Below are 25,453 nucleotides of genomic sequence, written 5' to 3'. Positions count from 1 at the left end.
GCCCCCACCTCCCTCGCCGAGAACATCGACGGCATGCCCGAGGACGACGACCTCAACTACCCCCTGTTGAACCTCCTGTTGCTGCAACGCCACGGCAGGGACTTCACCACCGCGGACGTGGCGAAGCTCTGGCTCGACGAACTCCCCGCAGGCCGCACCTTCACCGCCGAACGCATCGCCTACCGCAACCTCCTCACCGGCCTGGAACCCCCGCGAACGGCCCGTCACCGCAACCCGTTCCGCGAGTGGATCGGCGCCCTGATCCGCGCCGACTTGCACGGCTGGACCAACCCCGGAAACCCCGCCGCGGCAGCCGAACAGGCCCACCGCGACGCCACGTTGACCCACACCGCGAACGGCGTCTACGCGGCGATGTTCACGGCGGCCACCATCGCGACCGCGACCACCGGCACTCACGACATCCACACCTGCCTGCGCACAGGACTCACGGTCATCCCGCCCAACTCCCGCCTCACCAAAGCGATTCACCACGCCCTCCAACTGGCCCGAAAACACCGGGACTTCGACACCGTCGTGGACAAACTCCACGCCACCTACTCCCCCACCCACCACTGGGTCCACGCGATCCCCAACACCGCCCTGATCGCCGCCGCCCTCACCCACGCGGACGGCGACTTCACCGGCTCCATCTGCCGCGCGGTGTCCGGGGGTTGGGACACCGACTCGAACGGAGCGACGGTCGGCAGCATCACCGCCCTCCTCTCGGACACCCCACTCCCCGACCGCTGGACGACCCCTCTCAAGAACCGACTCGCCACCTCCGTAGGCGACTTCAACGGCATCGGCTTCGACACCCTCGCCCGGCTCACCCATCAGGAGACCGCCCGCCCATGACCCACATCGCCGTGCTCGGCAGCACGAACATGGACCTCGTCGCCTACGTCGCGAAGGCCCCGCAGCGCGGAGAGACCGTGACGGGACGGGAGTTCCGCACGATCCCCGGCGGCAAGGGCGCCAACCAGGCGATCGCCGCGGCCCACGCGGGCGCGACGAACGTCACGATCGTCGGCGCGGTCGGCAACGACGCCTACGGCGCCCAACTCCGTTCCACCTTCGAACACTCCGGCGTCGACACCGACCATCTGCGCACCGTCGAGGGCCCGTCCGGCACCGCGCACATCGTCGTGGACGACGAGGGCGGCAACGCGATCGTCGTCATCCCCGCCGCGAACGGCACCGTCGACCACCTCGCCCCCGGCGACGAGGCCACGATCGCCACGGCCGACGCCCTGCTCCTCCAACTCGAAATCCCGCTCGCCGCGGTGATCGCGGGCGCGGAAGCGGCCCGCCGCCACGGCGTCCGTACGATCCTCACGCCCGCGCCCGCCCAGCCACTACCCCCCGAACTCCTCGCCGCCGTCGACCTGTTGGTCCCCAACGAGCACGAGGCCACCGCCCTCACCGGCCACACCGACCCACGTGAGGCAGCGGCAGCCCTGCTCGACCAGGTACCCGAGGTGATCGTCACCCTGGGCGCGGCGGGCAGCCTGTACGCGGCCCGGGGCGCCGAGCCATTCACCGTCCCCGCGCCCCAAGTGACCGCCGTGGACTCGACCGGCGCGGGCGACACCTTCGTCGGCGCGCTGGCGGTGGCGCTCGCCGAGGGCCGCCCGGCACGGGAAGCGCTGTCCTGGGCGGCAGCGGCCGCAGCACTCTCCGTGCAGCGGCCCGGGGCGACGGCGTCGATGCCGTACCGCGCGGAGATCGACAAGCAGTACGCGTCATGACCGGGACGACGACCACAACTCCCCTGTCCGGCCTGCGCGTTCTCGACCTCGCGACGCTCTTCGCCGGTCCCCTAGCCGCCACCATGCTCGGCGACTTCGGCGCCGAGGTCATCAAGGTCGAGCACCCGACCAAGCCCGATCCCTCCCGGGGCCACGGCCCGTCGAAGGACGGCATCGGCCTCTGGTGGAAACTCCTCGGCCGCAACAAGCGCACGATCACCCTCGACCTGTCGAAGCCGGGCGGGCGCACCACCCTCCTCCGCCTCGCCGCCACCGCCGACGTGATCATCGAGAACTTCCGACCCGGCACCCTGGAGAAATGGGACCTCGGCTGGGCCGAACTCTCCGCCGCCAACCCGAAGTTGGTGCTCGCCCGGGTCACCGCCTTCGGCCAGTTCGGGCCCTACGCCCACCGCCCCGGCTTCGGCACGCTCGCCGAAGCGATGAGCGGCTTCGCCGCGATCACCGGCGAACCGGACGCGCCCCCGACGCTCCCGCCGTTCGGCCTCGCCGACTCGATCGCGGGCCTGGCGACGGCGTACGCCGTGATGACGGCCCTCGCCGCCCGCGACCGCACCGGCGAGGGCCAGGTGGTCGACATGGCGATCATCGAACCGATCCTCACCGCGCTGGGCCCCCAGCCCCTCTGGTACGACCAGCTCGGCCACGTCCAGCCGCGCACCGGCAACCGCTCCCAGAACAACGCCCCGCGCAACACCTACCGCACGGCGGACGGCAGTTGGGTCGCCGTCTCCACCTCGGCCCAGTCGATCGCCGAGCGCGTGATGCGCCTCGTCGGCCGCCCGGAACTGATCGACGAACCGTGGTTCGCGACGGGCGCGGACCGGGCCCGGCACGCCGACGTCCTGGACACGGCGGTCGGCGACTGGATCGCGCAACGCACCCGCACGGAGGTCCTCGCCGCCTTCGAGAAGGCGGAGGCGGCGGTCGCCCCCATCCAGGACGTACGGGACGTCATGACGGACCCGCAGTACCAGGCCCTCGACACGATCACCACCGTCGACGACCCCGAACTCGGCCCCCTCCGTATGCAGAACGTCCTCTTCCGCCTCTCCGCCACCCCCGGCGCGATCCGCTGGACCGGTCGCCCCCACGGCGCCGACACGGACCCGGTCCTGACCGAACTCGGCCTGACCGACACCGAGTTGACCACGCTCCGACAGGAGGGCGCCCTGTGACCCCGCACCCCCTGACCTGGCTCTACGTCCCCGGCGACCGCCCCCCGATCGTCGCCAAGGCCCTCGCCGCCGGCGCCGACGTGGTCGTCGTGGACCTGGAGGACGCGGTAGCCCCGGACCGCAAGGACTACGCCCGCGCGGCCACGGCGGAACTCCTCTCGGAGCCCCAACTCGACGTCCACGTCCGCGTGAACGCCCTGGACACCCCCTGGGCGGCCGACGACCTCCGCACCCTCGCACCCCTCCCGGGCGTGTCCGGCCTACGGCTCCCGAAGGTCACGTCCGCCGAGGACGTCGTAGCCGTAGCGGAAGAGGCCCGCGACCTCCCCCTGTACGCCCTCCTGGAGACGGCCCTCGGCATCGAGCGGGCCTTCTCGATCGCCGCCGCGCACTCCTCCGTGCACGGCATCGCGCTCGGCGAGGCGGATCTACGGGCCGACCTGGGCGTACGCGACGACGCCGGCCTGGACTGGTCCCGCTCCCGGGTGATCGTCGCCGCCCGGGCCGCGGGTCTGGCTCCGCCGCCCCAATCCGTCCACCCGGACATCCGCGACCTGGAGGGCCTGGCGGCCTCCTGCGCGCACGGCCGCGCCCTGGGTTTCCTCGGCCGTGCGGCGATCCACCCCCGCCAACTCCCGGTCATCGAGAGCGCGTTCCTCCCGACGAACGAGGAGATCGAACAGGCCGAGACGATCGTCAAGGCGGCCATGCGGGAGGAGGGCGCCCAGGCTCTGCCCGACGGCCGGTTCATCGACGCGGCGGTGGTGACGGCGGCGCAGCGAACGCTCGCGTTGGCGCGCCGCACCTGAACACGATGAGGGCGCCCCGTGAAACACAGGGCGCCCTCATCGTCGTAGAACCGGCCGTCAGCCCTTCTTGGCCGACTCGGCCTCGTCTTTCTTGAGGTCTACTTCTTCTGCTTCTTCCGTGCCGTCGGCGTCTTCCTTCGCCTCCGGGGCGTCGGACTCCGGCTCTTCCTTGTCCGCCGGCTCACTGTCACCGTCGGTCTCACCGCCGGAGGCATCCGCATCCGCGTCCGCGTTGGCCTCCGTGTCCGGTTCGACGACCTCTTCGCGGCCCGGGCGCTTCTTCGCCGAGATCACGAAGTAGAGCACCGCGAGCAGGAACACGATCATCGCGGTCCAGTCGTTCAACCGCAGGCCGAGGATGTGGTGGGCGTCGTCGACGCGCATGTACTCGATCCAGCCGCGGCCCACGCAGTAGGCGGCGACGTACAGCGCGAACGCCCGGCCGTGGCCCAGCTTGAAGCGGCGGTCGGCCCAGATGACGAGGAAGCCGACGCCGATGCACCACAGCGACTCGTACAGGAAGGTCGGGTGGTAGTAGCCGGGGACGCGGCCGTCCGTCGAGGACGTGATGTGCAGCGCCCAGGGGAGGTGCGTCTCGCGGCCGTACAGCTCCTGGTTGAACCAGTTGCCCCAGCGGCCGATGGCCTGGGCGAAGGCGATGCCGGGGGCGAGGGCGTCGGCCCAGGCGGGCAGTGGGATGCCACGGCGGCGGCAGCCGATCCAGGCGCCCACCGCGCCGAGGGCGATCGCGCCCCAGATGCCGAGGCCGCCCTGCCACACCTTGAAGGCGTCCACCCAGTCGCGGCCCTCGCTGAAGTACAGCTCGTAGTCCGTGATCACGTGGTACAGGCGACCGCCGACGAGGCCGAACGGCACGGCCCAGACAGCGATGTCGGCCACCGTCCCGACCTTGCCGCCGCGGGCGACCCAGCGTTTGTTGCCGAGCCAGACGGCGACGAAGACGCCGATGATGATGCAGAACGCGTAGCCGCGCAGCGGAATGGGGCCGAGGTGGTAGACCCCGCGCGACGGGCTGGGAATGTAGGCAAGTTCCATGGCAAGGTCGACGCTACCGTGCCGGACCACGACCACGGCAAGCGGCCCGGCTACGGCTCCATAACGGGCCGGTATGAAAACCGGCCCGCTCACTTACCCCTCGTCACCCCTTGTTCGCCGCCTGGACCAGCTGCTTCAGCTTCGCCGGGGTCATCGTCTGGTCGGCGTAGATGTTCTTGCCGTCGAAGAGGACGGTCGGGGTGCCGGTGAATCCGCCGGCCTGGAACGCGGCGGCGGACTTCGTGACCCAGCTGTCGTGCGTACCGTTGTTGACGCACTTCTGGAAAGCGGGCGTGTCGAGGCCGCTGACCTTGCCCGCCAGCTCGATCAACTTGGCGTTGTCGGCGAAGGCGTCGTCCGTCTCCTTGGGCTGGTTCTCGTACAGCACGTCGTGGAAGTCGCGGAACTTTCCGGCGTCCTGGGCGCAGGCCGCCGCGTTGGCCGCACGCTTGGAGCCGCTGCCGCCGAGGTTGCCGTCGATGATCGTGACCAGGTGGTACTGCACCTTGAGCTGCCCGGAGTCCGTCAGCTCGTGGAGGGTCGAGCGGTACGCCGTCTCGAAGGCCTGGCAGGCCGGGCAGCGGAAGTCCTCCCACACCGTGAGCACCGGCTTGGCGCTGTCCTTGCCGACCTGGATGGCCAGGCTGTCCTTGCCGGTCGCCCCGGAGGGCGCGACGACCGGGCCCGCCTTGCTGCTGCCGCTGTCCTTGCCGGAGTTCGCGGCGAGGACGCCGATCACCGACGCCAGACCCAGCACGCAGACGACGCTCGCCGCCACGATCAGTGTGCGCCGCCGCCTCTCCGCGGACTTCTGCTTCTCACGCTCTGCCGCCAGCCGCTCGCGGGCGGTGCGCTTTCCGTCACGGTTCTTCTCGCTCACACCCCGCAGAACGAACCGGGGAGGCGCAGCGCGCCTCCCCGGTCCCAGGTCCACCCATACGAGGGACCAGTTGTTCTGTTATGCCGGTGGTCCGTGACGCCCGGCGTTCTGTTACGCCTGTCCGCGCACGCCCTTGGCCAGTTCGCCGGCGAGCGTGCGGACCGCCTCGACGCCGGCCGCGTCGTCCGGCGCGTCCAGCATCCCCTTGACGAAGGCCGAGCCGACGATCACGCCGTCCGCGAAGCGGGCCACCTCGGCGGCCTGCTGGGCGTTCGAGACACCGAGCCCGACGCACACGGGTGTGTCGGTGGTGGCCCGGGTGCGCTCGACGAGGTCCTGCGCCTGCGCGCCCACCGACGCGCGGGTGCCGGTGACGCCCATCAGGGAAGCGGCGTAGACGAAGCCGGTGCCGACCTTGGTGATCTCGGCGAGGCGGGCGTCCTTGCTGCTGGGCGCGACCACGAAGACCGTGGCGAGCTCGTGCTTCTCGGCGTGCTCCCTCCACAGCCCCGCCTCCTGCACGGGCAGGTCGGGCAGGATGCAGCCCGCGCCGCCCGCCTCGGCCAGCTCGGCGGTGAAGCGCTCGACGCCGTAGCGGTCGATCGGGTTCCAGTACGTCATGACGAGCACCGGCTTGCCGGTCGCCGCGTGGGTCTCGCGGACCGTGCGCATGACGTCCGCGATCTTGACGCCGCCGCGCAGGGCGATGTCGTCGGCGGTCTGGATGACGGGGCCGTCGAGGACGGGGTCGCTGTGCGGCAGGCCCACCTCGACGATGTCGGCGCCGCCGTCGAACGCGGCCTTGATCGCCTCGATGCCGCCGTCCACGGTCGGGAACCCGGCCGGGAGGTAGGCGATGAGCGCGGCGCGCCCCTCGCCCTTCGCGGCGGCGAGGGTGTCGCTCAACAGCTGGATGTTCCCGCTCACTTGGCGTCCCCCTCGATCTCGGCGGTGTCGGCCGCGTTGGCCGCGACCTCGGCGTCCGTGTCGTACAGGCCGAAGTACCGCGCGGCCGTGTCCATGTCCTTGTCGCCGCGCCCGGACAGGTTGACGACGATCAGCCCGTCCTTGCCCAGCTCCCTGCCGACCTCCAGCGCACCAGCGAGCGCGTGGGCGCTCTCAATCGCCGGGATGATGCCCTCCGTGCGCGACAGCAGGCGCAGGGCCTGCATCGCCGCGTCGTCGGTGATCGCGCGGTACTCGCCGCGGCCGCTGTCCTTGAGGTAGGAGTGCTCGGGGCCGATGCCCGGGTAGTCCAGACCCGCCGAGATCGAGTACGGCTCGGTGATCTGGCCCTCCTCGTCCTGGAGGACGTAGGACCGCGAACCGTGCAGGATGCCGGGCTCGCCCGCGGTCAGCGTCGCCGCGTGCTCGCCCGTCTCGACGCCGTGCCCGGCCGGTTCGCAGCCGATGAGGCGTACGTCCGCGTCCGGGATGAAGGCGTGGAACAGGCCGATGGCGTTCGAACCGCCGCCGACGCACGCGATCGCCGCGTCGGGGAGGCGTCCGGCACGCTCCAGGATCTGGCGGCGGGCCTCGACGCCGATCACGCGGTGGAAGTCGCGGACCATGGCCGGGAAGGGGTGCGGGCCGGCGACCGTACCGAAGAGGTAGTGCGTGCGGTCGACGTTGGCCACCCAGTCGCGGAACGCCTCGTTGATCGCGTCCTTGAGGGTGCGGCTGCCGGACTTCACGGCGATGACCTCGGCGCCGAGCATGCGCATCCGGGCCACGTTCAGGGCCTGGCGCTGGGTGTCGATCTCGCCCATGTAGATGGTGCATTCGAGGCCGAAGAGCGCGCAGGCGGTGGCGGTCGCGACACCGTGCTGGCCGGCGCCGGTCTCCGCGATGACCCTGGTCTTGCCCATGCGCTTGGTGAGCAGGGCCTGGCCGAGGACGTTGTTGATCTTGTGGGAGCCGGTGTGGTTCAGGTCCTCGCGCTTGAGGAAGATCCTCGCGCCACCCGCTTCCGCGGCGAAACGGGGTACCTCTGTGAACGCGCTTGGCCTGCCGGTGTAGTTGAGGAGGAGGTCGTCCAACTCGCGGGCGAACTCGGGGTCGTGCTTGGCCTTGTCGTACTCGACGGCCACCTCGTCCACGGCGGCTACGAGGGCCTCCGGGATGAACTTGCCGCCGAACGCGCCGAAGTAGCCCTCGGCGCTGGGGATTTGACCGTCGGGGTCGGGGATGAAGAACTCGCTGGGCATGCGGAAACCTCACGGTGAGTTTGTGGAAATGCACTAATCGCCGTGGGGGCGGGGGTTGTTCAGATGGCTGCGGGACCGTCGTGGCTGGTCGCGCAGTTCCCCGCGCCCCTGAAGGGGCGCCATCGCATGCCGTTTACCTGTCCAGGCTCGTCTCCGATGACGTAACGCACTCGCCGACCGTGAACCCGCCTCGCGGGCGCGCGGCAGCCACGGGGGCGACAGCCGCGCGCGAGGCGGGCGTACCGGTCCATGGGCGTCAGGGTGATCGTCATCGGAACCAAGCCTAGCGGGTGATCAGCCGCGGCCGTGTCGCAGTGCGGGGTGCTCCCCCGCCGCCACCAGGTCCGACACCGCGGACTTGGGGTCGCGGCCGGTGACCAGGGACTCGCCCACCAGGACCGCGTCGGCGCCCGCGTTGGCGTAGGCGATGAGGTCGTGGGGGCCGCGGACGCCGGACTCGGCGATCTTGACGATGTGGGCCGGGATCTCGGGGGCGACGCGCTCGAAAGTGCCGCGGTCGACCTCAAGGGTCTTGAGGTTGCGGGCGTTGACGCCGATGATCTTGGCGCCGGCGTCGACCGCGCGGTCGACCTCGTCCTCGTCGTGGACCTCGACGATCGGCGTGAGACCGATCGACTCGGCGCGCTCGACGAGGGACTCCAGGGCCGACTGGTCCAGGGCCGCGACGATCAGCAGCGCGAGGTCGGCGCCGTAGGCCCGGGCCTCCCAGAGCTGGTACGACGTGACGATGAAGTCCTTGCGGAGGACCGGGATGTCCACGCGGGCGCGGACGGCCTCCAGGTCGGCCAGGGAGCCGCCGAAGCGGCGCTGTTCGGTGAGGACGGAGATGACGGCGGCGCCGCCCGCCTCGTAGTCCGCGGCGAGGCCCGCCGGGTCGGCGATCGCGGCCAGCGCGCCCTTGGAGGGGCTGGAGCGCTTGACCTCGCAGATGACCTTGACGCCGTCACCGCGCAGTGCGGCGACCCCGTCCTTGGCGGCGGGAGCCTTCGCCGCGCGCTCCTTGAGCTCGTCGAGGCTGACGCGCGCCTGCCGTTCCGCCAGGTCGGCACGGACTCCGTCGATGATCTCGTCGAGCACACTCACGCGAGCGGCCCCCTTCCGGACGGTGGAAAAGCCATGGTCACATCTGACCTCGATGGTATCCGGAGGAAGGCGTAGCCCTCGCATCCGGTTGACGCCGGTCCCACTACCTGGACATGTGTCGGTTGATCAAGGATGTAGCCAGCCACCGAACGGCAGGTTCCGGACAACCGTGAAGACCAGCACCAACGCGCCCAGACTCCACAGCTGGACCCTGCCGAGTTCGATCCGCGCGGACCGGCCGCGCGCCGCACGGACCACCCAGACGGTCCATACGACCGTGAAGGCCAGATAGCCCACTACGGCGATCGCGTTGTCCTGGAGCGCCGCCAGGAAGTCCCCGTGGATGAACTCGTGCGCGCTGCGCAGACCGCCGCAGCCGGGGCAGTACAGGCCCGTGAGGCGGTACAGGGGGCACACGGGGTAGTGGCCTGGCTGGTTCGGGTCGACCGTGCCGACGTAGGCGAAGGCTCCGGCGACGGCCGCGAGGACGCCCGCGGGCACGGCGACGCGGTTCAGTACGGAGGCGGAACCGGGGACGCGCGTCTTCGGCACGCTCTGGCTGTCGGCGTTCACGTCTCGCATTGTGCCCCTTCGCCCTTTCGTGCCGCACGCGCGCGTGAGGGGCGGTTCCCGGTGCTCCCGGGACCGCCCCTCCACGAAGTGGTGGCTGACAGCTACTGCCTACGGCTCAGCTGTCGGCGTGCGCCGGCTTGGCGAGCAGCTCGGTCAGGTCCTTGGGACGGTCCTTGGGCATGCCCATTCCCATCGCGCTCATGACCCAGCCGACGATGCCGCCGATGACCGCGATCGCCATACCGGCCCAGAAGCCGATCGGCTGTGCCATGACCATGAAGGCGCCGCCGACCAAGAAACCGATGAAGATGATGGTGGTACCGGTCCAGGCGGCCAAAGTGTGACCGTGGCTGTTGCCCGCCATGACGTGCTCCTCGTTGCTGTGTACGTGTGTGAGCAGACGCTCACGCTTCATTGTTCCGCACGCGTGCGTGTGCAGTGCTTCGGGGTGGTCCCGTGTCCGCTCCGGTTCAGGAGCGCCCCGAAGGGGCGCGGGGCTGTGTCCATTTGCGGCTCCGCCGCGTGGGCGCGACCAGCCACGACGAGGCCGCGGCCAACCGACGACGGACGCTTCCTCGCTCCTCCAGCGGAGCGCTACGCCCCCGTGGGGTCCTCTCCGCGGTCCAGGGCCTTCCAGATGTCCTCGGGACGGTCAGGGTCCACCACAGGAGTCCGCCGGGGGCGAGGCGCGCCGTTGCGCTCGTAGCGGCCCGACATCGCGGGCCAGCGGCGGCCGTAGAGCAGGGCGAGGAGGCCGGCCAGCAGGATCAGGCCGCCGCCGACCGCAGCGACGTAGGGCCAGGCGGTGTGGTCGAAGGCGTGGACGACGGACGAAGTGTCGCCGGAGGCCTGCGCGGCCTTGTCGTCGAGGGCGGAGCTGTCGGTAGCGCCGAGCAGGGCGGCGGCGACGATGCCCGCGCCGGAGAGCGCGAGGAGGGCGGAGACCGCGAAGCGGCCCGCCCTGCGGACGGCGAAGACGGCGACGAGCGCGGCGAGGCCCACTATGGCGAGCGCCGCGGGCACACCCGTGACGTCGCTGCCCTTGGCGGACAGCGGGAACGCGTCGCCGGCCACCGTCGCGGTCCCCATCGACCAGCGCTGACGGGTGGCCAGCAGCGCCACGGCCGCGCCGAGCGCACCGCTCAGCAGGGCCACGGCGAGGCTACGGCGGCTGGCGCGCGCGGCGGGGCCTTCGCCTTCGGAACGGGGGTGAGGAACAGCAGCAGTCACGAGGTCCACTATCGCTCCAACCCCGGGCGAACCGTCACCCGGGGTTCATATGACCCTCGTCCTATTGCCCGAGCCGGTTCGCCGTGTGCACCGCGCGGAGGACCGCCGCCGCCTTGTTGCGGCACTCCTGGTCCTCCATCTCGGGGTCCGAGTCGGCGACGATGCCGGCGCCCGCCTGGACGTAGGCCGTGCCGTCGCGGAGGAGTGCCGTACGGATGGCGATGGCGGTGTCGGAGTCGCCCGCGAAGTCGAGGTAGCCGACGCAGCCGCCGTACAACCCCCTTCTGGACGGCTCGAGTTCGTCGATGATCTGCATGGCGCGGGGCTTGGGCGCGCCGGAGAGGGTGCCGGCGGGGAAGCAGGCCGTGAGGACGTCGAAGGCGGTACGGCCGGGTGCCACGCGGCCGGTGACCGTCGAGACGATGTGCATCACGTGCGAGTACCGCTCGACGGACATGAAGTCGACGACCTCGACCGAGCCGGGCTCGCAGACCCTGCCCAAATCGTTACGGCCGAGGTCGACCAGCATGAGGTGTTCGGCGCGCTCCTTGGGGTCGGCGAGGAGCTCGTCGGCGAGGGCCTGGTCCTCCTGCGGGGTCGCCCCGCGGTGCCGGGTGCCGGCGATGGGGTGGACCATCGCGCGGCCGTCCTCGACCTTGACCAGGGCTTCGGGAGACGAGCCCACGACGTCGAAGCCGTCGAAGCGGAACAGGTACATGTACGGGGAGGGGTTGGTCGCCCGAAGGACTCGGTAGACGTCCAACGCGCTTGCCGTGCACGGCGTTTCGAAGCGCTGCGAGGGGACGACCTGGAAGGCCTCGCCCGCGCGGATGCGCTCCTTGATGTCCTCGACGGCCTCCTTGAAGTCGGGGCCGCCCCACAGCGCGGTGTACTCCGGAAGCTCGGAGGGCGGGAGCTGGGCGGGCGGCTGGGCCACCGCGCGGGAGAGGTCCGCCTCCATGGCGTCGAGGCGGGCGATCGCGTCCGCGTACGCCTCGTCGACACCAGTGTCGAGGTCGTTGTGGTTGATCGCGTTGGCGATCAGCAGGACCGAGCCCTCCCAGTGGTCCATCACGGCGAGGTCGCTGGTGAGGAGCATGGTCAGCTCGGGGAGCTTGAGGTCGTCGCGCTCGCCGGGGCCGATCTTCTCCAGGCGGCGGACGATGTCGTAGCCGAGATAGCCGACCATGCCGCCGGTGAAGGGCGGCAGGCCCTCCTGGTGGGGGGTGTGCAGGGTCTCGATGGTGGCGCGGAGGGCGGCGAGGGGGTCACCGTCGACCGGGACGCCGACGGGCGGGGTGCCGAGCCAGTGGGCCTGGCCGTCGCGCGCGGTGAGGGTGGCGGCGCTGCGGACGCCGACGAACGAATAGCGAGACCATTGAAAAGCTGTGCGGCCGTTCTCCGCGGACTCCAGGAGGAAGGTGCCGGGGCGCTCCGCGGCCAGTTTGCGGTAGAGCGCGACCGGGGTGTCGCCGTCGGCGAGGAGCTTGCGGGTGACCGGAATGACGCGACGGTCGGTGGCCAGCTTGCGGAACGTCTCGAGGTCCATGGCGGCTGACCCTACTGATCCGAGGCGGCGGTGCCGGAATCAGCGCCGTCCTTGAGGAGCACGTCGGCGTCGAAGCAGGTGCGGGTGCCTGTGTGGCAGGCGGCGCCGACCTGGTCGACCTTCACGAGGACCGTGTCCGCGTCGCAGTCCAGGGCGACGGACCTGACGTGCTGGAAGTGGCCGGAGGTGTCGCCCTTCACCCAGTACTCCTGGCGGCTGCGCGACCAGTACGTGCAGCGGCCCGTCGTCAACGTCCGATGCAGCGCCTCGTCGTCCATCCAGCCGAGCATGAGCACCTCACCGGTGTCGTACTGCTGGGCGATCGCGGGGACGAGCCCGTCGGCGCTGCGCTTGAGGCGGGCGGCGATATCGGGATCGAGGCTGCTGCGTGAGGGCGTGCTGGTCATGGGGCCATTGTGCCGCGCCCCACTGACAGTCCCGGCCGGGCGTCCACTGTGCGGACCCTCCGCGCGGTCGTAGGCTGACGGTATGTCGACCTTCGCCAAGCGTGAACGACTTCTTCTCGCCGATCTCCTGGAGACCGCGGGCCCGGACGCCCCGACTCTCTGCGAGGGGTGGCGGACCCGTGACCTCGCCGCGCACGTGGTGGTGCGCGAACGCCGCGCCGATGCCGCCGGCGGCATCATGATCAAGCAACTCGCGCCGCGGCTGGAGCGGGTGATGACGGAGTTCGCGGCGAAGCCGTACGAGGAGCTGATCCAGCTGATCCGTACCGGCCCGCCGCGCTTCTCGCCGTTCCAGCTCAAGCAGCTCGACGAGGCGTCCAACACGGTCGAGTTCTACGTCCACACGGAGGACGTACGGCGTGCGCAGGAGGACTGGACGCCTCGCGAGCTGGACCCGGTGTTCCAGGACGCCCTGTGGTCGCGCCTTGAGCGCATGGCCCGGCTGGTGGGCCGCAGCGCGCCGACCGGGCTGGTGCTGCGCCGCCCGGACGGTCAGACGGCGGTCGCCCACAAGGGGGCGCCGGTCGTGACGGTGACCGGCGAGCCCTCGGAGCTGCTGCTGTTCGCGCACGGGCGGCAGAGCGTGGCCAAGGTGGAGCTGGACGGCGACGAGAACGCGATCGCCAAGCTCCAGGAGGCCAAGCAGTTGGGGATCTGAGTCGGCAGTTGTGAGCAGGCCGGGTCAGCCAGGGAGTTCGGCGCGCCGCAGGTCTCGGACGCACAGGGCGATGACCCCGCCCAGTCCGCAGACCACCGCGCTGACCACGAACACCGGGCCGGTGCCCCACGCGCCGATCGCGGCGGCCGACAGCGGCATGCTGAGCGGGGCGAAGCCGAGGCTGACCAGGCTGGAGACGGCGGTGACGCGGCCGAGGTAGGCGGGGTCGGAGTGGGTCTGGAGCAGGGCTCCGCACATCGCGCCGCTGAGTCCGGCGAGCAGTCCGATGAGCAGGGCGACGCCGACCGCCGCTAGGACACCGGGGACGAAGGCCAGGGCGCCGATCGCCACGGAACCGGCGAGGATCGCGTATCCGGCGACCTGCCCGGCGTGCGGCAGCCGGCCCCGCACGGTCAGCAGCAGGGCCGCCGCTCCCGCGCCGATCCCGAAGCCGGAGAGCACCCAGCCCATGCCGGAGGCGCCCCAGCCCCGGTCGTGCGCGAGCAGGGTCAGGCCCACGTTGAGCGGGCCGACGAAGCCGAGGTCGCCCAGCGCGATGGCCAGCATCAGCGGGGCGAGGACACGGTGGCCCCGGATGTAGCGCAGGCCGTCCCGCAGGTCGCCGAGCGGGGTCGTCGGGCGGGCGTCGGCCTTGTCGTCGACGGGCAGTTCCCGCATCCGTACGGAGATCAGCAACGGCACCGACACCGCGATCAGCAGACCGGCGAGTCCGAACGCCGCCGCCGCACCGCCGACCGCGACACCGAGGCCGCCGAGCGGACCGCCGACGACGTTGGCGAAGCGGATCGCGAGCCCCCGCATGCCCTGCACGCGCGCGAGTTGGTCCCGGCTCGTCACGCGCGCGGGGAGTGCGCCCACCGCCGGCATGAACACCGCGTCGACCATCCCGAACACCACGGCGAGCAGTGCCAGCGGCCACAGTCCCGGGCTCGTCAGGAACAGCAGCGCGGCCACCGCCAGCACCGCCGCGCAGCGCACCGTGTCACTCCCGATGACCACCCTGCGCGGCCCGAACCGGTCGGCGATCACTCCCCCGCCCAGCATCAACAGGGCACGCGGCACGGCGCTGGTCGCCATCACGATCCCCGCCTGCGTGGGCGAACCGGCCTGTACGGCGGCCCAGGACAAGGCGATGTAGTACACGTTGTCGCCGACCATGGACGCCGTGTACGCGCCGAGCCAGCGCAGGACGTTGGGGTCACGGTGGGCGGGTCTGCCGGAGGCTGTGCCGGGGGCTGTGCCGGGGGCTATGAGTGTGGCGGTCACGGGAGTTCGTCCTCTCCTGGGCTCAGACACGGAACGGGAAGCCGTACACGTGGATGGCGACGTTCTCGCGCCCTTCGGCGTCGCCGGACCGGCTTTTCTCGTCGTACTTCCGCACCAGGGCGACCAACTCCTCGCGGAGTTCGTTGAGTTCGGCCGGGTTCAGCCGGAAGAGGGACTCGCTGTCGGGTGCCGCGGCGTTCCATTCGGGGCCCCAGGTGAGGCGCTCGTCGAGGTAGCGGCGGTACATGTCGGTGCGCTGCTCGTGGAAGAGGCGGGTCGCCGCGAGGTGTGCGGCCGCCTTCTCCGGCGCGTCCCGGAAGTCCTTGTCCCGGATGCTCACGCCCTCCGAGGAGGGCTGCCACCACCGCTCCCGCCCGTCCGCGCTCTGCGGTGCGGCCTCTTCGATCAGCCCGTGCTCCGCGAGCTTGCGCAGGTGGTAACTGACCAACGAGACAGCCTCGTCGACCTGCTCGGCGAGTTGGGAGGCCGTTGCCTTCTCCGCCACGCACAGACCTCGGTACAGCTGCATTCGGAGCGGGTGAGCGAGGGCCTTGAGCGTGCCCACGTCCGTGATGGGACGACTCCCTTTGGCTGTCATGTACGCCACCGTAGATGCGAAAGGAAAGTTGCGCAATATTCTTTGCGCAACTTTCCTTTCGCATCTGCCCACAAGTAAGCCCCGACCACCAGGCAGCCGGGGCTTACAACACGTCTCAGGGGATCACCTCACGGGGTGACCCGCCTCCCGCAACGCCTGCTTCACCTCGCCGATCCGCAGATCCCCGAAGTGGAAGACCGAAGCCGCGAGCACCGCGTCCGCGCCCGCCGCCACCGCCGGCGGAAAGTCCGCGAGCTTGCCCGCGCCGCCGGAGGCGATGACCGGCACGGTCACGTGCTTGCGCACCGCCGCGATCATCTCCAGGTCGTAGCCGTCCTTCGTACCGTCCGCGTCCATCGAGTTGAGCAGGATCTCCCCCGCCCCCAACTCGGCCGCCCGGTGCGCCCATTCGACGGCGTCGATGCCGGTGCCCTTGCGACCGCCGTGAGTAGTCACCTCGAAGGACCCGCTGTCAGTCCGCCGCGCGTCCACCGACAGCACCAGCACCTGCCGCCCGAACCGCTCCGCGATCTCCCGGATCAGCTCGGGGCGCGTGATCGCCGCCGTGTTGACGCCGACCTTGTCCGCGCCCGCCCGCAGCAGCTTGTCCACGTCCTCGGCCGTGCGGACGCCGCCGCCGACCGTGAGCGGGATGAAGACCTGCTCGGCGGTGCGGCGGACCACGTCGTACGTCGTCTCGCGGTTGCCGGAGGACGCGGTGATGTCCAGGAAGGTCAACTCGTCGGCGCCCTCGGCGTCGTAGACCTTGGCCATCTCGACGGGGTCGCCCGCGTCGCGCAGGTTCTGGAAGTTGACGCCCTTGACGACCCGGCCGTTGTCCACGTCCAGGCAGGGGATCACTCGTACGGCGAGCGTCATGCGGAGCCTCCGCCCTCGGAGCCGGAGCGGTACGCCTCCACCTCGACCTCGACGACCAGGCTCGGGTCGACGAAGCCGGAGACGATGATCATCGTTGCGGCGGGCCGGATCGCGTCGAAGAGTTCCTTGTGTGCGCGGCCCACGTCCTCCACATCCCGGGCGTGGGTGATGTACATACGGGTGCGCACCACATCGGCGGGGCCGAGACCAAGCTGGTCCAGCGCCGAGAACGCGACGTTGAACGCGTTGACCGTCTGCTCGTAGGGACCGCCCCCGGCGATCTCGCCGTCCACTATCGACGTGCACCCGGAGACCAGCACCAGGCCGTTCGGCAGCTCCACCGCGCGGGAGTAGCCGAAGGCGTCCTCCCAGGGCGCGCCGGTCGACACTCGTCGTAGCTCGGTCACCGGGCCACCGCCTCCAAGGCCTCTTCCAGGGTGAACGCCTTCGCGTACAGGGCCTTTCCGACGATGGAGCCCTCGACGCCGAGCGGGACCAGCTCGGAGATGGCGCGGAGGTCGTCGAGCGAGGACACCCCGCCGGAGGCCACGACCGGGCGGTCGGTCGCCGCGCACACGTTGCGCAGCAGCTCCAGGTTGGGGCCCTGGAGGGTGCCGTCCTTGGCGATGTCGGTGACCACGTACCGGGCGCAGCCCTCGGAGTTGAGGCGGTCCAGCGTCTCGTAGAGGTCGCCGCCGTCACGGGTCCAGCCGCGTCCGCGCAGGGTCGTGCCGCGTACGTCGAGGCCGACCGCGATCTTGTCGCCGTGCTCGGCGATGACCTTGGCGACCCACTCCGGGGTCTCCAGCGCGGCGGTGCCGAGGTTCACCCGGGTGCAGCCGGTGGCGAGGGCGGCGGCGAGGGTGTCGTCGTCGCGGATGCCGCCGGACAGCTCGACCTTGATGTCCATGGCTCCGGCGACCTCGGCGATGAGCTTGCGGTTGTCGCCGGTGCCGAACGCGGCGTCCAGGTCGACGAGGTGCAGCCACTCGGCGCCGGAGCGCTGCCAGGCGAGGGCCGCCTCCAGGGGCGAGCCGTAGGAGGTCTCCGAACCGGACTCGCCGTGCACGAGGCGGACGGCCTGGCCGTCACGGACGTCCACGGCGGGGAGGAGTTCGAGCTTCGAAGGCATCAGAGGGTTCCGATCCAGTTGTTCAGCAGCTGCGCTCCGGCGTCGCCGGACTTCTCGGGGTGGAACTGCGTGGCCCACAGGGCACCGTTCTCCACGGCGGCCACGAAGGGCTTGCCGTGCGTCGACCAGGTGACCAGGGGGGCGCGCATCGCCGGGTTCACGACTTCGAGGGACCAGTCGTGGACGGCATAGGAGTGCACGAAGTAGAAGCGCGCGTCGGCGTCGAGACCCGCGAAGAGCTGGGAGCCCGCCGGGGTGTCCACGGTGTTCCAGCCCATGTGCGGCACGATCTCGGCCTGCAAGGGCTCGACCGAACCGGGCCACTCGTCCAGGCCCTCGGTCTCCACGCCGTGCTCGATGCCGCGCGCGAACAGGATCTGCATGCCGACGCAGATGCCCATCACCGGGCGCCCGCCGGCCAGCCGACGCCCGACGATCCAGTCGCCGCGCGCCTCCTTGAGGCCCTGCATGCAGGCGGCGAAGGCGCCGACACCGGGCACCAGCAGCCCGTCCGCGTTCATGGCCTTGTCGTAGTCACGCGTTATCTCGACCTCGGCACCCGTGCGCGCGAGGGCACGCTCGGCGGACCGGACGTTCCCGAAGCCGTAGTCGAAGACGACGACCTTCTTGGACGCGTTCTTCGCCGCGCTCAACTCCACACCGCCAACCGCATGACCCCCGCGACCAGACACATCGCCGCGCCGATGGAGACCAGCACGATGAGGCTCGCCGGCATCTTCTGCTTGACGAAGGAGTAGACCCCGCCGAGGAGGAAGAGCCCGACGACGATCAGGAGGCTGGAGAGGCCGGTCACAGCGCGCCCTTCGTGGAGGGGAGGATGCCGGCCGCGCGCGGGTCGCGCTCGGAGGCGTACCGCAGGGCGCGGGCGAGGGCCTTGAACTGGCACTCCACGATGTGGTGTGCGTTGCGCCCATAGGGCACGTGCACATGAAGCGCGATCTGGGCCTGTGCGACGAAGGACTCCAGGATGTGCCGGGTCATCGTCGTGTCGTACTCGCCGATCATCGGCGCCATGTTCTCGGGCTCGGTGTGCACGAGGTACGGGCGGCCGGAGAGGTCCACGGTCACCTGGGCCAGGGACTCGTCCAGGGGAACCGTGCAGTTGCCGAACCGGTAGATCCCCACCTTGTCGCCGAGCGCCTGCTTGAAGGCGGCGCCGAGCGCGAGGGCGGTGTCCTCGATGGTGTGGTGCGAGTCGATGTGCAGATCGCCCTCGGTCTTCACGGTGAGGTCGAACAGACCGTGCCGGCCGAGCTGGTCGAGCATGTGGTCGTAGAAGCCGACTCCTGTCGACACGTCGACCTTGCCGGCGCCGTCGAGATCGATCTCGACGACGACCGAGGTCTCCTTGGTCACCCGCTCCACACGTCCTACGCGGTTCATGCGCTCTGCTCCTTCATCAACTCACGGACCGCGTCGAGGAACGCGTCGTTCTCTTCGGGGGTTCCGGCGGAGACCCGCAGCCACCCCGGAATGCCGTTGTCCCGGACCAGGACGCCCTGGTCGAGGATCTTCTGCCAGGCGGTGTGCGAGTCCGCGAACCGCCCGAACTGCACGAAGTTCGCGTCGGACTCGACGACTTCACAGCCGATGGCCTTCAACTCGCCCACCAGCCGGTCCCGTTCGGACTTCAGCTGCTCGACATACCCCAGCAGTGTGTCGGTGTGCTCCAGGGCGGCCAGCGCGGTCGCCTGCGTGACGGCCGACAAGTGGTAAGGCAGCCGTACGAGTTGGACGGCGTCGACGACCGCCGGGTGCGCGGCGAGATAGCCGAGGCGCAGGCCCGCCGCGCCGAACGCCTTCGACATCGTCCGCGAGACGACGAGATTCGGCCGACCTTCGAGCAGCGGCAGCAGCGAGTCGCCGTGGCTGAACTCGATGTACGCCTCGTCGACGATCACCATCGACGGCTTGGCGGCCTGGGCCGCTTCGTACAGCGCGAGGACCGTCCCGGGCGGAACGGCGTTGCCCGTGGGGTTGTTGGGGGTCGTGACGAACACGACGTCAGGCTTGTTCTCGGCGATCCAGCGCTCGGCGGCGGCGAGATCGATCGTGAAGTCCTCGTTGCGCGGACCGGAGATCCAACCCGTCCCCGTGCCGCGCGCGATGAGCGCGTGCATCGAGTACGACGGCTCGAAGCCGATCGCCGTACGGCCGGGCCCCCCGAAGGTCTGGAGCAGTTGCTGGATGACCTCGTTGGAGCCGTTGGCCGCCCACACGTTCTCGACGCCGACCCGGTAACTCCCGGTCTTCGTGAGGTAGTCGGCCAGCCCGGTGCGCAACTCGACCGCGTCCCGGTCCGGGTAGCGGTTGAGATCACGGGCGGCCTCACGGACCCGCTCGGCGATCCGCTCGACCAGCGCCTCGGGCAGCGGATAGGGGTTCTCGTTGGTGTTCAGCCGTACGGGGACGTCCAACTGGGGCGCGCCATAAGGGGACTTGCCGCGCAGCTCGTCCCGTACGGGAAGATCGTCGATGCCGGTCACTTGCTCTCTGGAACCTTCCATCCGAACCTCGCCTTGACCGCCGCGCCGTGCGCGGGCAGATCCTCCGCCTCCGCCAGCGTCACCACGTGATGCGCTACGTCCGCCAGCGCGTCCTTCGTGTAGTCGACGATGTGGATGCCGCGCAGGAAGGACTGCACGGAGAGCCCGGAGGAGTGGCAGGCGCAACCGCCGGTCGGCAGCACGTGGTTGGAGCCGGCCGCGTAGTCACCCAGCGACACGGGCGCCCACGGTCCGACGAAGATCGCGCCCGCGTTCCGCACCCGGTCGGCGACCGCGGCGGCATCCGCCGTCTGGATCTCCAGGTGCTCGGCGCCGTACGCGTCGACGACCCGCAGGCCCTCGTCGATGCCGTCGACGAGGACGATCGCGGACTGCCTGCCGGCCAGCGCCGGGGCGATCCGGTCCTCGATGTGCTTGGTGGCCGCGACCTGCGGTTCCAGTTCCTTCTCGACCGCGTCCGCGAGCGTCACGGAGTCCGTGACCAGGACGGCGGCGGCGAGCGGGTCGTGCTCGGCCTGGCTGATCAGGTCGGCGGCGACGTACACCGGGTCGGCGCTGTCGTCGGCGAGGACGGCGATCTCGGTGGGACCGGCCTCGGTGTCGATGCCGATCTTGCCGGTGAAGTAGCGCTTGGCGGCGGCGACCCAGATGTTGCCGGGCCCGGTGACCATGTTGGCCGGGGCGCAGGACTCGGTGCCGTGGGCGAACATCGCGACGGCCTGGGCGCCACCGACGGCGTAGACCTCGTCGACGCCGAGCAGCGCGCACGCGGCGAGGATTGTCGGGTGCGGAAGCCCGCCGAACTCGGCCTGCGGCGGGGAGGCGAGCGCGACGGACTCGACGCCCGCTTCCTGTGCGGGCACCACGTTCATGATCACGGAGGACGGGTAGACGGACCGCCCGCCCGGGGCGTACAGCCCCACCCGGTCGACCGGGACCCACTTCTCGGTGACCGTGCCGCCGGGCACGACCTGGGTGGTGTGCGTCGTACGGCGCTGCTCGCGGTGGACGAGCCGGGCGCGCCGGATGGACTCCTCCAGGGCCGCGCGCACCTCCGGGTCGAGCTGCTCCAGCGCGTCGCTGAGTGCCTGCGCGGGGACCCGCACCTGCTCCAGCCGCACCCCGTCGAACTTCTCGGCGAAGTCGATCAGCGCCGCGTCGCCCCGATGATGCACGGCCTCGCAGATCGGCCGCACCTTCTCCAGGGCGGCCGAGACGTCGAAGTCGGCTCGGGGCAGCAGGTCGCGCAGGGCGGGCCCTTCGGGGAGGGCGTCACCGCGCAGATCGATTCGGGAGATCACGGGGCCAATTCTCTCAGACTGAGATCGGGCGCCGCTCACGCATATCAATGGCTGATACAGAACGTGGCCGGAACCCGGAAGATCCCCTTCACGTCTAGTGTTCCGGGGGTTACTCAGCGGGCATGAACTGCTGTGCGAAACCCGTGAGTAGTTGAGAGGGATGAAAGAGCAGTGACCGAGGGTGCCGGCATCCGCGCGGGGGATGTGCCGGACGATGCGACCGCCGCCGAGGCCGGTATGTGGCAGGCCTTCCGCAACGGCAGTGTGTATGACCTGAGCAGCGGCGACACCGTCGTCGACGATCCGCACGGCGGACATCCGTGGGGCCCCGCGCGGACCGTGCGGGCCCGGTTCGTGTGCTGGCTGCTCCTCGACGGACCGCCCGCGCTGTCGGGCCGGGTGGCCTCCCTGAAACTCACCGGTGTGCAGATCAGCGGCGTCCTGGACCTGGCGGGCGGCACCGTCACGCCGTACGTCGAGCTGAAGGGCTGCCGTTTCGAGCGGGAGGTGCTGCTGCCGGAGGCCCGCTTCCAGACCGTACGGCTGGTGAACTGCTCGGTGCCGCGGCTGGAGGCGGCCCGGGTGCACACGGAGGGTGACCTGCATCTGCCGCGCTGCCGCTTCCACAACGGCGTACGGCTGACCGACGCGCACATCGGCACCGATCTGCTGCTCAACCAGGCGATCGTCTACCGGGACCGCACCGGGCGTTCGATCGCCGCCGACGGCATGACGGTGGGCCAGGATCTCCAGGCCGAACTCCTCGAATCACACGGTGAGTTGAGCCTGCGCAGCGCCAAGGTGGGCGTCTCGCTGAGCCTGCGCGGGGCCCGGCTGGCCAACCCGTACAGCCGACTCGCCCTGAACGCGCCCCAGTTGACCGTCGGCCGCACCCTGTACCTCACTCCGGCCGGTGTCGGCGGCCCCTGGCTGAGCGGTACAACTCCCGCGCGCGGGACGCGCATCCAGCGTTTCTCGTCCCAGGGCGGGGTGCGGCTGGACGACGGGCGGTTCGGGGACGCGGTGGACCTGGAACGGGCCCGGTTCACGTTCACGGACGACCAGGAGCTGTCGCTGCTGCGCATCCAGGCACCGGAGTTGCGCTTCCTCGGCGAGAAGCCGCAGCGCGGGAAGGTCGTGCTGTCGGGGGCGCGGGTCGTCAACCTGATCGACGGGGCGGGCAGTTGGCCGGGGCCTGGCAACCTCCACATGGGCGGCTTCGTGTACGAGAACCTCGTACCGCAGGGCCCGTTCCCGCTGGACGCCCGCCTGGACTGGGTGGCCGCGGCGACCGCCGAGTACGCCCCGGAGCCGTACGAGCGGCTCGCGACCGTGCTGCGCAACGCCGGTGAGGACGAGGACGCGCGCGAGGTGCTGCTCGCCAAGCAGCGCCGGCGCCGGGAGAGCCTGCCGGTCGCGGCCAAGGTGTGGGGGTTCGTGCAGGACTGGACGGTCGCCTACGGGTACCGGCCGGGCCGGGCCGCCGTATGGATGGCGGTGCTGTGGGCGGCCAGCTCACTGGCCTTCGCGCACGCCGACCACGCGCCGGTGAGCGCGAGCGGGCATCCGCCGTGGAGCCCCGCCCTGTTCGCGCTGGATCTGCTGCTGCCGGTGATCGACCTCGGGCAGGCGGGCCAGTGGCAGCTGCACGGCGGCTGGCAGTGGCTGTCGGTGGCGCTGATCCTGCTGGGGTGGATCCTGGCCACGACGGTGGCGGCGGGCGCCACACGGCTGCTCAGACGCGGCTAGAGCCCCTCCCGCGGGCTCCTGTGCACAGCACTCGAACAGTTGAGCAACAGTCACCTTTTGCCTGGGCTTGACCGAAGTGCGTACAACTTTCAGCCGGGTGCTCAATCGGTCTGGCGCACTCCGGATCGGCGGACTTTCAATGGTCGACACCATGGCTCTGCTGCGCGCGTTCATCCGCACCGCCCGGATGGCAAGGAACACCTCGCGGCTCGCCGCCGGACTCCCGGCCGACGACGAGGTTCTCCTCGACGCGCCCGACGACCGGCTGGGCCCCGTGCTGGTCGCGGCCGGGCGCGGCGAGTACGGCCCGGCCTCCGAACTGATGGCCGCCACCCGCGCGGCCGCCGAGTGGGAGGACCGGGACCGCCACACGCGCCGGCTCGCCGCGTTCGCCCGCCGCCGCCCGGAGTGGCTGGAGGACTGGTGCGCGGCCGCCCCGCAGAACCCGGACGCCCTCCTGCTCACGGCCCAGCTGGCGGTGGACCGCTGCTGGGAGTCGCCGGCCCGCGCCGAACTGCTCCGCGAGCTGAGCCCGCTGATCGCGGCGGCGGCCGAGGCCGACCCGCGCGACCCGGTGCCGTGGCGCGTCGCCCTCGACCGGGCGCGGGGCACGAACGCCGGGCACGCCGAGTTCGAACGGCTGTGGGGCGAGGCGGTCCGCCGCTCCCCGCACCACTACGGCTGTCATGTGGCCGCCCTCCAGTACCTGTCGGTGGCCTGCCGCGCGCAGTGGGGGAACACGCCCCGCACCGCCCGCTGCTCCCACCGCGAGTGCTTCGACTTCGCCGAGCCGGCCGCGCAGGACGCCCTGCCGGGCTCGCTCGTCCAGGCGTTGCCGGTGCGCGCGGCCTTCACCTGCCTGACCGACGGCTGCGCTCCCACGGTGCCGCGCGCCCGCCTGGACGCGGCGGCCGACCTGGCGATCGCCCTCTCGGCCACGTACGCGGCGGCCGACCCGTGGCCCGCCGAGGTCCGCAACCTCCTCACGTACGTCCTCATCCGGCTGGAACGCTGGACGGACGCGCTGGACCAGCTCCGGCTGATCGGCCCGTACGCCACGTCGTTCCCCTGGGACCGGATCTCGGACGACCCGCTGGGCCAGTTCCTCGAAGTCCGGGACGGCGTACGCATAGCGGTGGCCTCGGACCTGCCCCTGGGCGGCCCGATTCCCCCCGCTCTGCTCGCGATCCCGACGCAGCCGAGGGGCTTCGAGGACGCACCCGGGTATCCACGGAGTGAGCACGACGGTCGTGCCCGCTCCGGCGACCATTAGGCTTTTGCGCCGTGACCACCGTCCGGCTGCCGCTCTTCCCCCTGAACTCGGTTCTGTTCCCGGGGCTCGTGCTTCCTCTGAACATTTTCGAGGAGCGCTATCGCGCCATGATGCGCGAACTGCTCAAGACCCCTGAGGAGGAATCGCGCCGATTCGCCGTCGTGGCCATCCGCGACGGCCACGAGGTGGCATCGACCGCCCCGGGCATGCCCGACCAGACGGCCGTGCCCGAACGCGGCCCCACGGCCGGCTTCGGCCCCGACCCGCTCAAGGCCTTCCACTCCGTGGGCTGCGTCGCCGACGCGGCCACGATCCGCGAGCGCGCCGACGGCACCTTCGAGGTGCTGGCGACGGGCACGACCCGCATGCGACTGCTCTCCGTGGACGCCTCGGGCCCGTTCCTGACGGCCGAGCTGGAGGAGCTGCCCGAGGAGAAGGGCGATGAGGCAGGCGCTCTTGCGGAGGGCGTGCTACGCGCGTTCCGCCAGTACCAAAAACGCTTGGCGGGCGCCCGCGAACGCACCCTGTCGACGGGCGAGGCCGAACTCCCGGACGAACCGGCGGTGGTCTCCTACCTGGTGGCCGCGGCGATGATGCTGGACACGGCGACCAAACAACGCCTCCTCCAGACCCCCGACACCGCCTCCCGCCTGCGCGACGAACTGAAGCTCCTCCGCTCCGAGACGGCCATCATCCGCAACCTGCCGTCCCTCCCGGCATCGGACCTGACCCGAGGCCCGACAAGCCTGAACTGACCCCGGAAGCCAGAAACTCCATGCCGAAGAAGCCAAAACAACAACAGTCGGGCGGCACCCCGGCGACGGTCGCCCTGACGACCGCGGGGGTGCCGTACGAACTCCACGCCTACGACCACGACCCCGCCCACCCCTCCTACGGCGAGGAGGCGGCCGAGGCGATGGGCGTCTCCCCGGACCGGGTCTTCAAGACCTTGCTGGCGGACGTGGACGGCACGCTGACGGTCGCCGTCGTCCCGGTGGCGGGCCAGCTGGACCTGAAGGCACTCGCATCGGCGGTGGGCGGCAAACGCGCCACGATGGCCGACCCGACCGTCGCCGAACGCACCACGGGCTACGTCCGAGGCGGCATCATCTCCGGCCTCCAGCGCAAGATGACCAAGCAGGGCAACGCCTGGGCGATCGCCACCGTCGAGGATCTCGCGGGCTCCATCGAGTGCATGTTCTTCCCGGCGTCCTACCAGCTGGTGT

30 protein-coding genes are annotated in these 25,453 nt (G+C 70.9%); 9 read left to right on the top strand and 21 right to left on the bottom strand.

The features are described 5' to 3' along the window. The 4 genes from ACNFOC_RS26700 to ACNFOC_RS26685 all read left to right on the top strand — a co-directional run. Positions 1-855: ADP-ribosylglycohydrolase family protein (locus ACNFOC_RS26700; protein ID WP_416961622.1), on the top strand; the 855-nt coding region annotated here is incomplete at its 5' end. After that, positions 852-1,748 carry a ribokinase gene (rbsK, locus tag ACNFOC_RS26695; protein ID WP_416961621.1) on the top strand — a complete coding sequence of 299 codons (897 nt, stop codon included), beginning with the start codon at positions 852-854 and terminating at the stop codon, positions 1,746-1,748. The genes ACNFOC_RS26700 and rbsK, both read left to right, overlap by 4 nt. Further along, on the top strand, positions 1,745-2,947 hold the full coding sequence (locus ACNFOC_RS26690) for a CaiB/BaiF CoA transferase family protein (RefSeq protein ID WP_416961620.1): 1,203 nt from the start codon (positions 1,745-1,747) through the stop codon (positions 2,945-2,947). Before rbsK ends, ACNFOC_RS26690 begins: the two co-directional genes overlap by 4 nt. Beyond that, entirely contained in the window at positions 2,944-3,756 is an 813-nt protein-coding gene (locus tag ACNFOC_RS26685) for an HpcH/HpaI aldolase/citrate lyase family protein (protein ID WP_416961619.1), read from the top strand. The genes ACNFOC_RS26690 and ACNFOC_RS26685 overlap by 4 nt, the downstream gene beginning before the upstream one ends. A 57-nt stretch (positions 3,757-3,813) precedes the next feature. Here the strand turns inward: ACNFOC_RS26685 and lgt are convergent, their stop codons facing one another. The 11 genes from lgt to hisI all read right to left on the bottom strand — a co-directional run bounded on the left by lgt (position 3,814) and on the right by hisI (position 12,762). Continuing rightward, the gene (gene lgt, locus ACNFOC_RS26680) at positions 3,814-4,812 is read right to left on the bottom strand and encodes a prolipoprotein diacylglyceryl transferase (RefSeq protein ID WP_416961618.1); all 999 of its coding nucleotides are present in this window, start codon (positions 4,810-4,812) and stop codon (positions 3,814-3,816) included. A gap of 103 nt (positions 4,813-4,915) precedes the next feature. Beyond that, positions 4,916-5,692, bottom strand: a complete 777-nt coding sequence (locus ACNFOC_RS26675; RefSeq protein ID WP_416961617.1) for a DsbA family protein — start codon at positions 5,690-5,692, stop codon at positions 4,916-4,918. Between the two features lie 111 nt (positions 5,693-5,803). Further along, on the bottom strand, positions 5,804-6,619 hold the full coding sequence (trpA, locus tag ACNFOC_RS26670) for a tryptophan synthase subunit alpha (RefSeq protein WP_416961616.1): 816 nt from the start codon (positions 6,617-6,619) through the stop codon (positions 5,804-5,806). Beyond that, positions 6,616-7,899, bottom strand: a complete 1,284-nt coding sequence (trpB, locus tag ACNFOC_RS26665; protein ID WP_416961615.1) for a tryptophan synthase subunit beta — start codon at positions 7,897-7,899, stop codon at positions 6,616-6,618. Before trpB ends, trpA begins: the two co-directional genes overlap by 4 nt. Positions 7,900-7,958: 59 nt before the next feature. After that, positions 7,959-8,171: a tryptophan biosynthesis modulator TrpM gene (gene trpM, locus ACNFOC_RS26660; protein WP_416961614.1), complete on the bottom strand. Its 213-nt coding sequence runs from the start codon at positions 8,169-8,171 to the stop codon at positions 7,959-7,961. Positions 8,172-8,193: 22 nt separating this feature from the next. Beyond that, a complete protein-coding gene (gene trpC, locus ACNFOC_RS26655) occupies positions 8,194-9,003 on the bottom strand; it encodes an indole-3-glycerol phosphate synthase TrpC (protein WP_416961613.1) in 810 nt (269 codons plus the stop codon). A gap of 126 nt (positions 9,004-9,129) precedes the next feature. Further along, positions 9,130-9,585: a DUF2752 domain-containing protein gene (locus tag ACNFOC_RS26650; RefSeq protein ID WP_416961612.1), complete on the bottom strand. Its 456-nt coding sequence runs from the start codon at positions 9,583-9,585 to the stop codon at positions 9,130-9,132. A 106-nt stretch (positions 9,586-9,691) separates the two neighbouring features. Next, a complete protein-coding gene (locus tag ACNFOC_RS26645; protein ID WP_043258776.1) occupies positions 9,692-9,940 on the bottom strand; it encodes an HGxxPAAW family protein in 249 nt (82 codons plus the stop codon). A 230-nt stretch (positions 9,941-10,170) separates the two neighbouring features. Then, positions 10,171-10,815 carry a TIGR02234 family membrane protein gene (locus ACNFOC_RS26640; RefSeq protein ID WP_416961611.1) on the bottom strand — a complete coding sequence of 215 codons (645 nt, stop codon included), beginning with the start codon at positions 10,813-10,815 and terminating at the stop codon, positions 10,171-10,173. A 52-nt stretch (positions 10,816-10,867) separates the two neighbouring features. Beyond that, positions 10,868-12,355: an anthranilate synthase component I gene (locus ACNFOC_RS26635; protein ID WP_416961610.1), complete on the bottom strand. Its 1,488-nt coding sequence runs from the start codon at positions 12,353-12,355 to the stop codon at positions 10,868-10,870. Positions 12,356-12,366: 11 nt separating this feature from the next. Next, positions 12,367-12,762: a phosphoribosyl-AMP cyclohydrolase gene (gene hisI, locus ACNFOC_RS26630; RefSeq protein ID WP_416961609.1), complete on the bottom strand. Its 396-nt coding sequence runs from the start codon at positions 12,760-12,762 to the stop codon at positions 12,367-12,369. An 82-nt stretch (positions 12,763-12,844) separates the two neighbouring features. Here hisI and ACNFOC_RS26625 point away from each other — a divergent pair, with 82 nt between their 5' ends. Continuing rightward, the gene (locus tag ACNFOC_RS26625) at positions 12,845-13,480 is read left to right on the top strand and encodes a TIGR03085 family metal-binding protein (RefSeq protein WP_416961608.1); all 636 of its coding nucleotides are present in this window, start codon (positions 12,845-12,847) and stop codon (positions 13,478-13,480) included. 24 nt (positions 13,481-13,504) lie between these two features. On the opposite strand, the gene ACNFOC_RS26620 is transcribed toward ACNFOC_RS26625, so the two are convergent. The 10 genes from ACNFOC_RS26620 to hisD all read right to left on the bottom strand — a co-directional run bounded on the left by ACNFOC_RS26620 (position 13,505) and on the right by hisD (position 21,205). Next, positions 13,505-14,767: an MFS transporter gene (locus ACNFOC_RS26620; protein ID WP_416961607.1), complete on the bottom strand. Its 1,263-nt coding sequence runs from the start codon at positions 14,765-14,767 to the stop codon at positions 13,505-13,507. Between the two features lie 22 nt (positions 14,768-14,789). Continuing rightward, entirely contained in the window at positions 14,790-15,365 is a 576-nt protein-coding gene (locus ACNFOC_RS26615; protein WP_393753092.1) for an ArsR/SmtB family transcription factor, read from the bottom strand. 123 nt (positions 15,366-15,488) lie between these two features. Further along, positions 15,489-16,244, bottom strand: coding sequence for an imidazole glycerol phosphate synthase subunit HisF (gene hisF / locus ACNFOC_RS26610; RefSeq protein WP_318015751.1), 756 nt, complete (start codon positions 16,242-16,244; stop codon positions 15,489-15,491). Next, positions 16,241-16,651, bottom strand: coding sequence for a RidA family protein (locus ACNFOC_RS26605; protein ID WP_416961606.1), 411 nt, complete (start codon positions 16,649-16,651; stop codon positions 16,241-16,243). The genes hisF and ACNFOC_RS26605 overlap by 4 nt, the downstream gene beginning before the upstream one ends. Next, the gene (gene priA / locus ACNFOC_RS26600) at positions 16,648-17,376 is read right to left on the bottom strand and encodes a bifunctional 1-(5-phosphoribosyl)-5-((5-phosphoribosylamino)methylideneamino)imidazole-4-carboxamide isomerase/phosphoribosylanthranilate isomerase PriA (protein WP_416961605.1); all 729 of its coding nucleotides are present in this window, start codon (positions 17,374-17,376) and stop codon (positions 16,648-16,650) included. The genes ACNFOC_RS26605 and priA overlap by 4 nt, the downstream gene beginning before the upstream one ends. Further along, positions 17,376-18,035 (bottom strand): imidazole glycerol phosphate synthase subunit HisH, encoded by a 660-nt coding sequence (gene hisH / locus ACNFOC_RS26595; protein ID WP_019062287.1) that lies wholly within the window; start codon positions 18,033-18,035, stop codon positions 17,376-17,378. The genes priA and hisH overlap by 1 nt, the downstream gene beginning before the upstream one ends. Beyond that, the gene (locus ACNFOC_RS26590; protein ID WP_019062288.1) at positions 18,026-18,190 is read right to left on the bottom strand and encodes a CG2302 family histidine operon protein; all 165 of its coding nucleotides are present in this window, start codon (positions 18,188-18,190) and stop codon (positions 18,026-18,028) included. Before ACNFOC_RS26590 ends, hisH begins: the two co-directional genes overlap by 10 nt. Next, a complete protein-coding gene (hisB, locus tag ACNFOC_RS26585) occupies positions 18,187-18,780 on the bottom strand; it encodes an imidazoleglycerol-phosphate dehydratase HisB (RefSeq protein ID WP_033284488.1) in 594 nt (197 codons plus the stop codon). The genes ACNFOC_RS26590 and hisB overlap by 4 nt, the downstream gene beginning before the upstream one ends. Continuing rightward, entirely contained in the window at positions 18,777-19,904 is a 1,128-nt protein-coding gene (locus tag ACNFOC_RS26580; protein ID WP_416961604.1) for a histidinol-phosphate transaminase, read from the bottom strand. Before ACNFOC_RS26580 ends, hisB begins: the two co-directional genes overlap by 4 nt. Next, positions 19,880-21,205 carry a histidinol dehydrogenase gene (hisD, locus tag ACNFOC_RS26575; RefSeq protein ID WP_416961603.1) on the bottom strand — a complete coding sequence of 442 codons (1,326 nt, stop codon included), beginning with the start codon at positions 21,203-21,205 and terminating at the stop codon, positions 19,880-19,882. Before hisD ends, ACNFOC_RS26580 begins: the two co-directional genes overlap by 25 nt. A 171-nt stretch (positions 21,206-21,376) precedes the next feature. Between hisD and ACNFOC_RS26570 the strand changes: the two genes are divergently transcribed. From ACNFOC_RS26570 to ACNFOC_RS26555, 4 genes are all read left to right on the top strand, one after another. Continuing rightward, positions 21,377-22,954: an oxidoreductase gene (locus ACNFOC_RS26570; protein WP_416961602.1), complete on the top strand. Its 1,578-nt coding sequence runs from the start codon at positions 21,377-21,379 to the stop codon at positions 22,952-22,954. Between the two features lie 139 nt (positions 22,955-23,093). Then, positions 23,094-24,227, top strand: a complete 1,134-nt coding sequence (locus tag ACNFOC_RS26565; RefSeq protein ID WP_416961601.1) for a hypothetical protein — start codon at positions 23,094-23,096, stop codon at positions 24,225-24,227. A gap of 11 nt (positions 24,228-24,238) precedes the next feature. Beyond that, positions 24,239-24,982 carry an LON peptidase substrate-binding domain-containing protein gene (locus ACNFOC_RS26560; protein WP_416961600.1) on the top strand — a complete coding sequence of 248 codons (744 nt, stop codon included), beginning with the start codon at positions 24,239-24,241 and terminating at the stop codon, positions 24,980-24,982. A gap of 20 nt (positions 24,983-25,002) precedes the next feature. Then, the coding region (locus ACNFOC_RS26555; RefSeq protein ID WP_416961599.1) for a YbaK/EbsC family protein at positions 25,003-25,453 on the top strand (451 nt) is incomplete at its 3' end.

The sequence above is a fragment of the Streptomyces colwelliae genome (assembly GCF_048158785.1).
Classification (GTDB): Bacteria; Actinomycetota; Actinomycetes; order Streptomycetales; family Streptomycetaceae; genus Streptomyces.
The sequence above is the reverse complement of the archived record's forward strand: the minus strand, read 5'-3'. Positions and strand labels throughout refer to the sequence as shown.

Bases quoted from the DNA above. Each gene is read 5' to 3' on its own strand.
- rbsK (WP_416961621.1), top strand. From the start codon at position 852: ATGACCCACATCGCCGTGCTCGGCAGCACGAACATGGACCTCGTCGCC.
- ACNFOC_RS26690 (WP_416961620.1), top strand. From the start codon at position 1,745: ATGACCGGGACGACGACCACAACTCCCCTGTCCGGCCTGCGCGTTCTC.
- lgt (WP_416961618.1), bottom strand. From the start codon at position 4,812: ATGGAACTTGCCTACATTCCCAGCCCGTCGCGCGGGGTCTACCACCTC.
- trpB (WP_416961615.1), bottom strand. From the start codon at position 7,899: ATGCCCAGCGAGTTCTTCATCCCCGACCCCGACGGTCAAATCCCCAGC.
- trpM (WP_416961614.1), bottom strand. From the start codon at position 8,171: ATGACGATCACCCTGACGCCCATGGACCGGTACGCCCGCCTCGCGCGC.
- ACNFOC_RS26650 (WP_416961612.1), bottom strand. From the start codon at position 9,585: ATGCGAGACGTGAACGCCGACAGCCAGAGCGTGCCGAAGACGCGCGTC.
- ACNFOC_RS26645 (WP_043258776.1), bottom strand. From the start codon at position 9,940: ATGGCGGGCAACAGCCACGGTCACACTTTGGCCGCCTGGACCGGTACC.
- ACNFOC_RS26635 (WP_416961610.1), bottom strand. From the start codon at position 12,355: ATGGACCTCGAGACGTTCCGCAAGCTGGCCACCGACCGTCGCGTCATT.
- hisI (WP_416961609.1), bottom strand. From the start codon at position 12,762: ATGACCAGCACGCCCTCACGCAGCAGCCTCGATCCCGATATCGCCGCC.
- ACNFOC_RS26625 (WP_416961608.1), top strand. From the start codon at position 12,845: ATGTCGACCTTCGCCAAGCGTGAACGACTTCTTCTCGCCGATCTCCTG.
- ACNFOC_RS26615 (WP_393753092.1), bottom strand. From the start codon at position 15,365: ATGACAGCCAAAGGGAGTCGTCCCATCACGGACGTGGGCACGCTCAAG.
- hisF (WP_318015751.1), bottom strand. From the start codon at position 16,244: ATGACGCTCGCCGTACGAGTGATCCCCTGCCTGGACGTGGACAACGGC.
- priA (WP_416961605.1), bottom strand. From the start codon at position 17,376: ATGCCTTCGAAGCTCGAACTCCTCCCCGCCGTGGACGTCCGTGACGGC.
- hisB (WP_033284488.1), bottom strand. From the start codon at position 18,780: ATGAACCGCGTAGGACGTGTGGAGCGGGTGACCAAGGAGACCTCGGTC.
- ACNFOC_RS26580 (WP_416961604.1), bottom strand. From the start codon at position 19,904: ATGGAAGGTTCCAGAGAGCAAGTGACCGGCATCGACGATCTTCCCGTA.
- ACNFOC_RS26565 (WP_416961601.1), top strand. From the start codon at position 23,094: ATGGTCGACACCATGGCTCTGCTGCGCGCGTTCATCCGCACCGCCCGG.